We start from the raw sequence: 13,017 nt of genomic DNA, 5'->3' as shown, positions 1-13,017 counted from the left end.
TGAAGGACGCCAGGTCTGCCGCTCAGTACGAGTGAGCGGCTTCTTGCGCGAAGAGTTCGTCGATGCTCAGCCTTCGAGGTGTGACGGACTGCTGCGCGCAGTCGTCGAGAAACTTCTCGATGGTCGGAAGGTTTGCCTCGATGCCGTATGGCCAGAAGTCGTCGCCGAGAAACTCTTTGGTCCGCAACATGTTCGACGGTGCCCAGGGGAGAGGATAACTCGGCACAGTTGTGTTCGTCGCGCGTTTGACTGCTCGATCTTTTGCGCCGGTGAAGGCCTTGACCAACCCGGTGTAGACAGAGGGTTCTGCTTCGTAGACTGCGCGCCGCAAGGCAAGGACGTGCATGATCGGGTAGAGGCCCGTTTTTCGCGTGTAGGACATCTCCTCGAACGTCCACTTTTCGAACATGCGCCTTACCGGAGAGTCGCTGCGCTCGATACCTTCCGGCGGGCGGGTGCTGATAACCGCATCTACCTCGCCGCCAAGGAGGAGTTGGTCAAGTGTGGTGCCGTCGACACGCGTTACGTCGAACCCCGGAACATCGAGCGGGGTAGTCTCTTTGCGTTCCGAAGTGTGCGCCCCGGGTTGAATCCAGCTGATGGAGTTCAGGTCGACGCCGTACTCCGACGCGAGCATGCCTCGGACGACGATTCCCGTGGTCTGTGCCCAGGTTGGGATGCCGATTCGCTTGCCGGCTAGGTCTTCTGGATTCTGTGGACCGTCCTTGTGGACGTAGATCGTGCCGTGACGGAACGATCGCGCGGGGAACACCGGCAACACCACCAGGGAATCGTCACCCTGTCCCAACATGGCGGTGACGGTTGCCAACGGCAGTTCGGCAGCGTCCCACTCGCCTCCTTCAAGGAACCTGCGGAAGACTTCGCCCAGGTTATCGACTGGTGTGCAGTCCAATTCGCATTCCGGGACGGTGACACGTCCGTTCCAGAGATCTCGAGTATGGTCGTAGTCTCCGAAACCGATTCGAACAACCGGCGGTGTGGTCATGATGATGCGTCCTTCGTGTTGCTGCTGATGAGTGTGTGGTGTCTCGCGGACATGCACAGCTGTGCCATGGAGTTGGCTACCAAGCTCGATCGGGATGCCACGTGAACTCGACACGATGTCCATCAGGATCAATCAGACTGCCGGTCTTCGAGCGGTTGTGTACGCGAATCCGTTCATCATCGATGTACTGCACGTCCAGGCCGTCGAGATGAGTATGGAACTCGTCCCAGTCGGTCACCTCGACGGCGAAGTGAGTGATACCGATGTTCGTCCGGTCGTCCGTATCGACGACGTGAAAGTGCAGGTCGAACCGACCGTTGGTGAGCATCAACAGGTCTGCGTTGGCTGGGCCCTGGGGGTCGACCCGAGTGAGGCCGAAAACCTCGCCGTACCACTTCTCGGTGGTCTTCTTGTCGCGGATCGGGAAGTTGGAGTGATGGATACTGTAGGCAATATCGGCTGCAGTCATGTTTCTTCTCTTCTCGGTGAGTGAAACGTGCGATCGAAGGTCGCTGTGGGACAGTCCAAGTCGGTGGACCGATGAACTCCGTCAATCTAATAGCGGGGAATCCGGCGATTCCACTGCCGAATGCGCAACCTTTGAATGCATGGAAGTGATGCCCGACATAGCGATGAATCGCGGTTCGGTCACTCGGTTCGGTTACTCGGTCCGGGATCCAGATGCGGTTTCCGGACTATTTATTCGCTACGTGCGCTAGTTTCGCTGAATACGTCGACGGAAAGCGAACATGCCATGACTTCAGATCCGGTAGCGACGGATTTCGACCCCGCATTGAAGCTCGCACGATTCCTGCCTCGCACCGTGATCACCCGGCGGACAGCGGGACTCCTTCGTAGGCTCACTTCGTTAGGAGCCCTGGTTCCACCCAAAGGCGGGGAAGTTGTCCGTTGCGATGAGAATGTTTCGCTCCGGGTATTCCGGCCTGACCTTCCCGACAACCTCAGTCCGGGTGTGCTCTTCATCCACGGCGGCGGATATCTCATCGGGAGCGCGGCGATGGGCGATGGCATGTGTCGCCGTATCGCAACGCAATTGGGTGCTGTCGCGGCGTCGGTGGAGTATCGGCTTGCGCCGCAGCACCGGTACCCAGCTCCCCTGGAGGACTGCTATACCGCACTACTGTGGCTGGCGGAACAGCATGATGTCGACTCGAGCCGTATCGCTGTCGCCGGGGAGAGCGCCGGTGGAGGTTTGGCTGCTGCCCTGACTTTGCTGGCGAAAGAACGTGGTGAGGTGCTGCCCGCATTCCAGGTGTTGTCGTATCCGATGCTCGACGACCGGACAAACACACGAACAGACTTCGACGAGAGCAGGTTTCGAGTGTGGAGTCTCCGCAGTAACCGGTACGGATGGAGTGCGTATCTTGGATCGGCGATGACGGATGTGCCACCGCTGGCTGCACCGGCACGGTACGAAGATCTCACCGGGCTACCGCCGGCATGGATCGGTGTCGGCACAAACGATCTGTTCTACGACGAAGATGTCGCCTACGCCAAGCGGTTGATCGATGCCGGAATCCCATGCACACTCTTCGAGGTGCGCGGTGCCTACCATGGCTTCGACCAGATTGAAGCCCGGTCGGGTCCGGCGCGCGACTATCGTAGCGAACAGTTGAGGGCTCTCGCTGCGGGCCTTGCCAACCAAGGCAATTGACAGCGATGCCACTTACCGAGGTTCAGAGCGATCGCCTTTCGATTCGGCAAACCACGCGGCAACCTGTGTGCGCGAGGTGAATCCGAGTTTTACCAGAAGATGTTCCACGTGGCCCTGAGCGGTGCGTGGTGAGATCACCAAACGGGCGGCGATCTCCTTATTGGTGAGGCCGTCGGCTACCAGAGCGGCGACTTCGATTTCGCGTTTTGTCGGCTTGGTCGACGGCCCGGTCGTGGAGCTTCGAGGGTTGCTGCGCTCGTCGCCTAGTGCGTAGTCGACGGCGTCGTGGAACCGGAGGGCTGCACCCCTGTCGTGGATCTCGTTAAAAGTGCTCTCACCCAACGATAGTCGCGCCATACGCTCAGATGCATCCTGGAACATGGCCATACTTGGTACGACAACGGACGCACCGCCGACGGACCGGCTCGCTGCCTCGGCGGCGCCCATCAACATCGCAGCGCGTCGAGGGCTCTTGTCGTCAACTGCAAGCCAGGAAAGACCTTGCAGACACATGGCAGCGTTCAGCCGATCATTGATGTTGCGCCCCAATCGCAATGCCTGTTTCAGGAGTCGGGATGCCCGATCCCGATCCCCGGTCTTCCAGGCCGCGACGGCCAGCGTCCACAGCACGTACGATCGATACACCGTTTCACCGTGTTCCACGGTAATGGCAAGCACGCGTTCGTTGTATCCGGCTGCCTGCTCTGTGTCATTCAGCAGTTCGAGTACCGCACCGAGGGTCAGCATCGCAGTTACCTGGAAGTGGAGGTTCTTCTGTTCGGCAAACAACTGAGCAGCTTTTTCGAAGTGAACACACGACCCGGCAAGGTCCTCGTTGAACAGCGCGAGATAGCCCTCAGCGTGGTGGATATACGCCTGAACCCGGGGATCGGACGAGTGACTCGCGAGGTTCCTGCCCTCCTCGACAAGGTTTCCGGCCGTGGCCAGATCTCCCTGCAGCGCGGCCAAAGTGGTTCCCGTGTGAATTGCTCTGGCACGCTCGATTGTCGGTGGGCCGACGCGGTAGTCGCGGAAGCGGTCGAGCCACTGGCGACCTTCGGTGAGTGCGCCTCGGGAAAGCCAGTACGAAAACAGGGCCGCAGTGATCCGAGTGCCGATTTCCGGGCTGTCGGATAAACAGAACTCCAAAGCCTCCCGCAGATTCGGCTTCTCTCGCGCGATAGTGGTGATCAACTCGATCTGCCGAGGGCTGATCCACTCGGTATCCGCAGCGATCGCCAGAGATTCACACCAATCACGATGTCGGCGACGAAGTTCCGTGTACTCGTGCTCTCCTGACTCCTGTGCCTTCTGCCGCCCGTAGTCGCGGAGTGTTTCCAGCATTCGGAAACGCACGGTATTGCCTGATACTTCACGGATCAGGATTGATTTGTCGGCGAGAAATGTCACAGCGTCGAGCACTTCGGTTGCGCTCATACCTTGGCCGCAAATCTTCTCCGCGGCATTGAGTTCGAAGCCACCGGAGAACACCGACAGTCGTGCCCACATTGCTTGTTCGACCGGGGTGCACAAGTCGTAACTCCAATCGACACACATCCTCAGTGTCTGTTGCCTCGACGGTGCGTCCCGGCTCCCGCTGGTCAACAAGGCGTACCGCTCGGTGAGTCGTTGCAGGATTTGTTCAGGCGACATTGCCCGTAATCGCGCTGCCGCCAACTCGATCGGCAATGGGAGTCCGTCTAGTTTCCGGCAGATCGATGCGATGGCTTCCTTGTTGTCCTCAGTGAGTTCGAAGCCCGGGATAACTGCGGTTCCGCGATCGACGAACAGGCGAACAGCGTCGTTACTCGGTGTACCTTTCGGTAGGTTGTCAGGATCCGGGACAGGCAGTGGGGGGACAAGGAGAACCGACTCTCCTCCGATCCCCAGCGGCTCGCGGCTGGTTGCAAGAATTTTCACGTCCGGGCAACCGCGCAGCAGGAATTCGGATAGCTGCGCTGCCGCGCCAACTACCTGTTCGCAATTATCGAGCACCAGTAACATTTCTCGTTGAGCGAGGAACTCGGCAACCATCTCCTGCACCGGCTTCGCGGACCGGTCTTGTATCCCCAGGGTGCGTGCCACAACTGCAGGGAGCAGCGATGCTTCCTGCAACTCCGCCAGTTCCACGAGTTGAACGCCGTCGGCAAAACTGTGTTGTGTCTTTGCCGCGATCCGAAGAGCCAGACGCGTCTTTCCTACGCCGCCGATCCCGGTCAATGTCACCAGTCGCGCCGTCGTCAGTAGGTTTTTGGCAGTGGCAAGTTCGGTACGGCGGTCGACGAAGCTGGTCAGGTCGAGGGGAAGCCCGCCGGTCCGATCCGTTGTCGGAGGAATGCTCGTGTTGCCGTACTCGTTTTCGTCAGTGCTTTGCACCGCGAGCGTAGCCTGTGGAACAGAGTGTGCGCGTGCAGGTTCGGAGTACAGCGACATTTCGTCGACGGGCAGGCCATGGCGACGTTGAGATTCGCGGAGCAGTTGTCCCAGTTCCTCCGCCGACGGGCGGGTGCGTGGGTTGCCGGACATTGCCCTTTCGATGATGCCGCTGACGTCGTCCGGGATTCCGAACTCGCGTGGGTTCGGAACAGGCTCCGAGGTAACCCGTAGGAACTGAGCAACCAGGCGTTCACCACTTCGACGTTCGAAAGCAGCATGGCCGGTCAGTGTGGCGAACAACGTCGAGCCGAGACCGTAGACATCCGCTGCGGCACTCGCCGGCTCGCCGGCCACAACTTCCGGCGCAATGAACGCGGGCGAACCCGTCACAATGCCTGTGCCAGTTTCGAATCCACCGGCAAAGTGAGCGATACCGAAGTCCGACAGTGCCGGCTCACCGTAGTCGGTGAGCAGGATGTTCCCCGGCTTCACATCTCGATGGAGGATGCCGAGCCGGTGCGCAGATTCCAAGGCGCCTGCGATCTTCACGCCGAGGCGAAGTGCCTCACCGAGAGGGAGCGGCCCATGCTGTCGGATCCGGGTTTCGAGGGAATCCTGGGCGTAGTACGGCATGACTATGAACGGCCGTCCGCTGCCGGTGACGCTGGTCTGAAAGACGTTCACGATATTGGGGTGTCCGGTCAGTCGCCCCGCTGCCTTCTGCTCGCGAAAGAACCGCGCGCGGTTCTCCTCGTCGAGGTCGGCAGTGAGTACCTTGAGCGCCACAATGCGGTCGAGCAAGGGCTGTGCGCAGCGGTAGACGACCCCGAAACCGCCACGGCCGATCTCGGTAGCATCCTCGAACCCGGACGCAGCCAATTCCGCCGCGACTGAACCAGCGGCGTCGAACTGCGTCGCGAAGGGGTCGATTTCGGTCATCGACTATATCGATCTACCTGTACCCGTCGTGTGGAGAATCCGACGAAACTCACCCCTCGATGATGAACCCTCGAGGCCACCGTTCGCCACCCCAATCGGATATTTTGTGGAGTTATATGTGCGCGAATTGCCGTGGCGAATGGTCACGTTGCGGCAATCTTGACGGCGAAGGCACTCAGCACTGTGCCCGTGAAGATGCGCTGCGCCGCCATGACCTGCGGATGGTGACGGAGGTATTCGGAGACCGATGACGCCGCGAGCACAATCGCTCCGTTGATTGCCGCAGCAACGGTGATCTGAACCAGTCCCAGCTGAAGGAATTGACCCAGCACAGGTCCGTCGTCCGGGTGCACGAACTGAGGAACGAGGGCCGCGTACATCAGCGCGATCTTGGGATTCAAGATGTTTGTCACCAATCCCATGGCGAACAATCGGACAGGCGAATGAGCGTCGACCTCTCTTGCCTCGAACGGAGAGCGTCCGCCTGGCCGCAGCATGTTCCACGCGAGATATGCCAGGTACAGGGCGCCGATGAGTTTGACGGTCGTGTACGCAGCCGGCACCGCCGCGAAGAGTGCGGACAGACCTGCGGCGGACGCTCCCAGGTAGAAGACAAATCCCAGTGCGACGCCGCCCAGCGAGACCAATCCCGCGCGTCGCCCTTGTGAGATGGAGCGTGATGCGAGGTAGACCATGTTCGGACCTGGGGTCAGCGCCATCCCCAGCGCGACGAGGCCGATCCCGACTACCGACGACATGGGCAGCATGTTCTCTCCTCTGTTCTGGATCGCGGACTTCGACTAGTTTCCGGTGTTGGCACTGTTCACGTCCATCGCATATTCACGAACGAATTCGTGAAGAATTGCTTCATGGATGAACTGGCTACGCTCCGAGCGCTCCAATCGGTCAAGGAACATGGAACCGTAACGGCTGCAGCTGCAGTGCTGCGATTAAGTCCGTCCGCTGTCAGCCAGCAGCTCAAGCGACTCGAAAAGGCGACGGGCCGGTCTTTGCTGACGCCTACCGGGCGACGAGTGACCCTGACGCCCGAAGCCCATGCGCTCCTCGACGAGGCCGGCCCGGTGCTGACTCGATTGGAGGCGATTCTCGGTGTGTCATCCGGCCGCACGACCAACGTTGTCGGCCACGTGCGGGTGGCTGCATTTACGACCGCCATCCGGCACGGCGCGCTGACGGCGATAGCCGAAGTGTTGGACCAGCACGATCAGCTCACCTGTTCACTCGCCGAGATGGATCCCGGCGAGGCGTACCACGCGCTGTCGGCCGGGATGGTCGATGTTGCGGTCACGCATTACTGGCAAGGGCAGCGGGTGCCGGTGAACCCGGCAATCACCGTGACCCCGATTGTCGACGATATTGCCGACGTAATCTGCCACCGAGATCATCCACTCACCAAGTCGCCCGGGCTCGAAGACCTTGCGACCTACAGTTGGGTGTCCACCGGCGCGGGCACGATCTGCCACTCATGGCTTACCCAGATGTTCGCGGTGCATGGTCACCGGCCACGGATCACCACAGAAATCTCCGACTTCGCGCTGCACGTCCCGTTCGTGGCCGCGGGCCTCGGACTCGCACTCGTGCCCCGGCTGGGTCGTCCCGAACTGCCTGGCGAAGTCCGTGTTCTCGAACTGGGGGATCCGCCGGCACGCAAGATCGACATCGCAGTGCGTACCCATCAGGTCAGCGATAATGCGATATCTGTCGTCGGGGCCGCATTGCAATCACACCTGCGTGGCTAGCCGAGTGTTGTTGCTTGGTGGGCGCTTTGGTGAAAATGCCATGACCCGTTCGAAGCCCCGCAGTCGATCTTTCCATGTCTTCCCGTTTGGCCGAACACACATGCGGGTAGGTCCGAAGTAAACAGCGATCCACCCGTCTATCGGCTTGCCTCGAGGAGAAGAAAGGAGATTCCAAGGAGAAAGCGGCGCGGATCTCCAACGCGGCAGCTAATCGTGGTCGTTCCAGCGTCGCCAAAGCTGGCGGTCGGTCGGCTTCGTACGAGGAGTGGACAGTAGACGAATTGAAAACTCGAGCAAAGGAAAGCGAACTTATCGACGAACTTCGCAACCAGAGGAACCCCATGGTGGAAGCGACTGTTCCATCTCGAGACGTCCCCGCGGGGACGCCCACACTTGGTGTGGAGGAGGAATTCCTCCTGTGCGACCCAGTGACCAAACAGCCCAAATTCCTCAACACCGAAGTTGCGGCCGCGGGACGGGATCTTGGTGTGGATCTGCAATTGGAGCTCACCCGCTGTCAGGTAGAGACCGCCACATCGGTCGGGAACCATATCCGTGATCTTCAGGACCAACTGCGTGAACGTCGGATTGCCGCCGCTGACGCCGCCGCGCATGCGGGATGTCAGCTACTGGCGGTAGGGACACCGTTCTACGATCCGCCGCCGCACGAGACCACTCATACCTCGAGATATCAACGCATGGCTGGTGCATTCGGCGCCCTCACTGCGGGAGTAATGTGCGGTTGCCATGTGCATGTCGGTGTGGAGGACCGCAAACAGGCCGTTCGGATCATCAATCGTCTGCGTCCATGGTTGCCGACTTTGTTGGCGCTGACTGCGAACTCACCGATCAGTGCCGGCGTCGATACCGGTTATGCCAGTTGGCGTTACATCCTCTACGGGCGATGGCCGAGCTGCGGGCCGCCGCCGTATTTCGAGTCCGTGAATCACTACGACACCGCCATCGCAACGATGCTCGAAGCTGGTGTCATCCTGGACCCCCACATGGTCTATTGGGATGTTCGGGTATCGGATCATCTTCCTACCGTGGAGATTCGGATCAGTGATGTTCCAGCCACAGTCGACGAGACGATCACATACGCCACGCTGGTACATGCTCTTGTCGTCACCGTGATGAAAGAGATCGCTGCGGGTTGCACTGCCCCGATCATCGACCAGGAGGTACTGCGCGCCGCGTGCTGGCGGGCGGCCCGCGACGGGCTCGCCGGTCGAGCACTCGACATGGACTCCGTGCGTCTGGTGCCGACTCCTCAGCTGGTTCGGCGACTAGTGGATTACATTGCGCCGATGCTGGCCGAGTTCGGTGAACTCGAGCGGGTTATTGCCTCACTGGAGAAGGTCTTCGACCAGGGTAATGGGGCAATGGTGCAACGCCGCACCCTGGCACAGTCCGGCATCACCGACGTGATCGACGAATGCGCTCGCCGCACAGCAGGCGGGTGCGGTCGGCAGACGGATACTGCGCTGTCGCCTTCATGACATCAATCGGCTCCGACTGCGAATTCGTGAGGGTCGGATGCTTGTCGGAACAACTCGTCGAGACGCTGCCAGCGAGGCTCTGCGCCGAACTGTGAGCGCGCCCGCCGGTATTGTTCGTTCGCCCCGCTTTTGTCGTTTGTGGCCAGCCGATATCGAAACACGTCAAAATCTATGTCCGACTCTGCAAATCGAGCGATATCCTCTGGCCTGTGAAGCTGGCCCATTACCGCCAATGCCCTCGTGAGCGCGGCGCGCAACATGTCAGCCGATGCAGGGATGTCGGTCGCTGCATCGACGGTCACGTGTGGTCCGATGCCGGACGCGATGTTTTCGATTCGGCGTCGGTACTGGCAGTCCACTTCGGTTGGGCGCTGGTGCTCGGGCTTGCCGATGATTCGATCGAAGTCCGGAGAGTAGACACCGCAGTTAACGTAGAAACGTATTGATTCGTAACTGTTTCCTGTCGACCGTTGCAGATTGACGACGTCGATCATGCGGTCCCGCTCACGTCGGAAGGTCAGTCTCTGCTTCCGGAACCCGTGCTCCTTGAGAAGTGGAACCACGCTCTCTTTGAGGAGTGTGGCAAATGACTGCTCGGCCGTCGGCTGCTCCATTCGAACATGGTCGCAGATGGCACCGTCAACGATAGTTCGGGTTGTTGAACTCCGGAATCTCGATGCTGATCGGTCGAAGTTCGGACATGTAGAGCAGAACGAACTGCCGGAGCAGTTCGTCGAAGGTCCAGTAGGCGTCTGGTGCCAGCGGGACGGGAAGAAGCCCTTCGCGGACCTTCACGAATGGACCCCATGCCGTATCCAGAAGCGTGCCCCACACGGGTTCCCGTGGAATGTTGAGCCAGTTGGCTATTTCGTCGCCGAGCATGAAACGGGTCAACGCGCCGAGGATGGGCCGAGTCAGAAGAGTGAAATCGAGGCCCGCGCCCAGATCGAGAAGAATGTCGGCGAGCTTGATTCCCTCCGGAGTGGGAGCGAGTATCGGGTCCAGCACTTGCTTGGCTTGCGCGTCCGCTTCATTCCACGTTGCAGGAATGTACTGATCCTCGATACCGAGGAGATGAGCACTGACTTGCCATGAGTGCAGGAACCCGTCGGACTCGTCGGCGGGGACTTTTACGTTCCAGGCGTTGAGATTTCGCATGGCTGTCGTAGGCAAACTGTGCCAGGTGACCATCATGTCGTGCTGACTGATCGGAACATCCTCCGGCGCCATGTGCGTCCAGTGCGGAGATTGAGGCAGCAGATGTCGAACTGCGGCATGCACCAGCCTGGTCTTGACGGAGGTAACGATCATCTCGCCGTCAGCTTGAAAAGCGTTGCGGGAACCGATGTCGTATCCCAACTTTGCGGTTTTGGAGATGCGGTTCTTCATGTTCGCTCCGCCTTTGGAGTAATACACCGCCAGTGCCTCTTTGGGGATGACAGTGCTCATCATTCCGCTGGCGAAGCCATAGAGAACACCGAGGTAGAGACCCCGTTTCTCATTGAATCGCACGGCTGCCGCGAGTTTGTTCTGATCGACCCAATGCGGTAGCTGCCGTGCATGTTCCATGAATTCGCGGAGATCGGCTGGAAGTCCCGCCGGCAACGGTTGGCCGTTCTTCTTCCAGGTTCGCAAAAGTTCGTTGACTTGTGGAACGTCTCCTCTGTCGAGGAGTGAAGCCACAAGCGGGTCAGCTTCGCTGTCCCATATTTGTCTCGGATCTGCGCCGGTCCCGGTTCCGGGCACCGAACCTGCTGGTGACCAGTGCCATGGTTGCGCACTGGCTGGTGTCGCGAACGCGCTGAGTGCTCCGAGTGCGCCGAACGCGCCACCCACTCTCAACATATTGCGCCTACTGAGATCGTCCATGTCGTTACTCCCGGCTAGTCCGATGAAGCAATGAAACAATCAACGTATCGTCGTATCATTGGTAACATAGCGTGATGGGCGCCACAAGTGTTTTGTCTGATCTTCTATCCGCGCACCCTCCGGAAGAGAAGGAGCGCACGTGACCAGACAGGCGCCCAATTCATCTGCCTTGGAGTCGAATACGTATCTAGAGAATGCGATAAGAGGCGAAGATCCCGACAAGGGAGATCGCTCTCGTGTCCGCCTACTCGACGCGGCCCACGAACAGTTCTGCAAAGTGGGAATTCAGCGCACGTCGATGGAGGAAGTGGCCCGCCGAGCCAACTTGTCCCGAATCACCGTCTACCGGAAGTTTGCGACCAAGGATTCGCTCGTCGAGCAGGTTGTTCTCCGAGAGTTCCGCAAATACTTCGATCAATTTCGCGCTGACATAGAGCTCGCGGAAACGGTCGACGATCGAATCGTTCTGGGGTTCGTGAGCTCGCTGCGCGCGATTTCCAACAACGCACTGATCTCGGCTCTCATCGAGGCCGGGCCGCATCTACACGGATCGATTGTCGGCGATAACGGACGAACGCTCGCGATGGTCCAGCAGTTCGTTGCCTCTCAACTCCGGAGAGAACAGCGAGCGGGCACCATCGCGGACGGCGTGGATGTCGATCTTGTGGCCGAAATGTTCGTCCGAGTGGCGGCTTCCTTCCTGATGACTCCAAGCGATACCGTCAACCTTCACGACGACGCCCAAATGGAAGCAATAGCGAGGCAATTCCTCGTGCCGATGATCAAAGCGTAGTTTGTGCTGTGTGGGGCGAGCTACATGGCGTCGAGCACCATCATCATGGCCGTTGCGCGCGCTCGGTTTTCGATCGTGTCTACGTGAAATCCGATGTGCTGGGATAGCTTTGCCAATCGGTGGGCGACGCTACTGTGGTGGAGGTGCAGGCAGTCGGCTGTGGCTCTCAATGTGCCGGATCGTAGGTAAACTCTCAGCGTCTCCAGTAGTTCGATGCCGTCTTTGGTTCCGCGAAATTCTCTGACACGCACCAGGTCCGGAATTTGTGTGGGATCGATCCTCTTTCCCGGTATCAGGAGATTGAGTGCGCCGAGATCGTCTGCGTTCACGAAGGGTGTGGTGGCGGATGTTTGACTGCGAGCGAATCGAGCAGTGTCGATGAGTGTATGTATTTCGGAAGCGGCAGTAGCCAAGGACATTCCGGCACGGACAGGCATCGCTCTTGCGGTTTCAGAGAATTCTGCCGGCCAGATGAATGACCCGGTCACGAGATTCAGGTACTCGCCGTCCGCTTCGATTCCGATAGCTTTTCCCGGTGTCCAATCCTTCGAGAACTGCAGGTGTGCAATCTCATTAATGGTGGATACGACGACGCGCACTGAAGCGGAAGGGTCGAGACCGAGTCCCGCACAGGATGTCAGGACCGCTAGCTCGTCCATCGGGAAGAGCAGATTATGAGTGTGTTCGGCTGCGGTCAGTAAACGTCGCGGCCGCAAGATGATCGCTGCCGTCAAAGCCATCCGGTCGACGAGCATCTCGTCGAGTGGCAAGTCGCCACCCGGGCGCTCGATCCAGACTGTGCCGAGGACTTCGTCGTCGACAGCGATGTCCCTGACGATGCTTGGGGCAAGCTGCGGTTCGGGTGACCATCGCCCCCGGGGATCGCATCGGCGCAGATTCTTGTGGCTTCGACTAGCGTCAGCGATCTCGATACCGACAACACAATCCGCCAACTGTGCGCTCGCGCGTAGCAAGGATGCTGTGTCGGCGCCGTGCCGCACGAGGGTGTCGAAGTAGTCGATGACACGTACCAGTCCTGCCGAGTCTGCGTCGAGCTCGGCAAGCCGGTACATCAGTCCTTGCATACAGCAAAGCTACGA

At 59.5% G+C, this 13,017-nt stretch carries 11 protein-coding genes; 4 read left to right on the top strand and 7 right to left on the bottom strand.

All coding sequences use genetic code 11. The features are described 5' to 3' along the window. Positions 1–22 precede the first annotated feature (22 nt). Positions 23–1,006, bottom strand: coding sequence for a hypothetical protein (locus ACFRFQ_RS07350; protein ID WP_378654993.1), 984 nt, complete (start codon positions 1,004–1,006; stop codon positions 23–25). A gap of 76 nt (positions 1,007–1,082) precedes the next feature. Then, positions 1,083–1,475 carry a VOC family protein gene (locus ACFRFQ_RS07345; protein WP_378654991.1) on the bottom strand — a complete coding sequence of 131 codons (393 nt, stop codon included), beginning with the start codon at positions 1,473–1,475 and terminating at the stop codon, positions 1,083–1,085. Between the two features lie 285 nt (positions 1,476–1,760). Between ACFRFQ_RS07345 and ACFRFQ_RS07340 the strand changes: the two genes are divergently transcribed. Next, positions 1,761–2,681 carry an alpha/beta hydrolase gene (locus tag ACFRFQ_RS07340; protein ID WP_378654988.1) on the top strand — a complete coding sequence of 307 codons (921 nt, stop codon included), beginning with the start codon at positions 1,761–1,763 and terminating at the stop codon, positions 2,679–2,681. Positions 2,682–2,693: 12 nt separating this feature from the next. Here ACFRFQ_RS07340 and ACFRFQ_RS07335 read toward each other — a convergent pair whose 3' ends face one another. Further along, positions 2,694–5,996, bottom strand: coding sequence for a protein kinase (locus tag ACFRFQ_RS07335; protein ID WP_378654986.1), 3,303 nt, complete (start codon positions 5,994–5,996; stop codon positions 2,694–2,696). Positions 5,997–6,139: 143 nt separating this feature from the next. Then, the gene (locus tag ACFRFQ_RS07330; RefSeq protein ID WP_378654983.1) at positions 6,140–6,763 is read right to left on the bottom strand and encodes a LysE family translocator; all 624 of its coding nucleotides are present in this window, start codon (positions 6,761–6,763) and stop codon (positions 6,140–6,142) included. Between the two features lie 102 nt (positions 6,764–6,865). Here ACFRFQ_RS07330 and ACFRFQ_RS07325 point away from each other — a divergent pair, with 102 nt between their 5' ends. Beyond that, positions 6,866–7,756 carry a LysR family transcriptional regulator gene (locus tag ACFRFQ_RS07325; protein ID WP_378654980.1) on the top strand — a complete coding sequence of 297 codons (891 nt, stop codon included), beginning with the start codon at positions 6,866–6,868 and terminating at the stop codon, positions 7,754–7,756. 341 nt (positions 7,757–8,097) lie between these two features. Then, entirely contained in the window at positions 8,098–9,255 is a 1,158-nt protein-coding gene (locus ACFRFQ_RS07320) for a glutamate--cysteine ligase (RefSeq protein WP_378654977.1), read from the top strand. 2 nt (positions 9,256–9,257) lie between these two features. Here ACFRFQ_RS07320 and ACFRFQ_RS07315 read toward each other — a convergent pair whose 3' ends face one another. Beyond that, positions 9,258–9,869 (bottom strand): DUF4304 domain-containing protein, encoded by a 612-nt coding sequence (locus ACFRFQ_RS07315; protein ID WP_378654975.1) that lies wholly within the window; start codon positions 9,867–9,869, stop codon positions 9,258–9,260. A 25-nt stretch (positions 9,870–9,894) separates the two neighbouring features. Next, positions 9,895–11,124: an oxygenase MpaB family protein gene (locus ACFRFQ_RS07310; RefSeq protein WP_378654972.1), complete on the bottom strand. Its 1,230-nt coding sequence runs from the start codon at positions 11,122–11,124 to the stop codon at positions 9,895–9,897. 139 nt (positions 11,125–11,263) lie between these two features. Here ACFRFQ_RS07310 and ACFRFQ_RS07305 point away from each other — a divergent pair, with 139 nt between their 5' ends. After that, on the top strand, positions 11,264–11,917 hold the full coding sequence (locus tag ACFRFQ_RS07305; RefSeq protein ID WP_378654969.1) for a TetR/AcrR family transcriptional regulator: 654 nt from the start codon (positions 11,264–11,266) through the stop codon (positions 11,915–11,917). Positions 11,918–11,937: 20 nt separating this feature from the next. On the opposite strand, the gene ACFRFQ_RS07300 is transcribed toward ACFRFQ_RS07305, so the two are convergent. Beyond that, the gene (locus ACFRFQ_RS07300) at positions 11,938–13,002 is read right to left on the bottom strand and encodes a helix-turn-helix domain-containing protein (protein ID WP_378654966.1); all 1,065 of its coding nucleotides are present in this window, start codon (positions 13,000–13,002) and stop codon (positions 11,938–11,940) included. Positions 13,003–13,017: the final 15 nt, after the last annotated feature.

This window comes from Rhodococcus sp. NPDC056743 (assembly GCF_042790355.1).
Classification (GTDB): Bacteria; Actinomycetota; Actinomycetes; order Mycobacteriales; family Mycobacteriaceae; genus Rhodococcus_F.
Note: the sequence above shows the minus strand (reverse complement) of the source record. Positions and strands in the feature narration are given on the sequence as shown.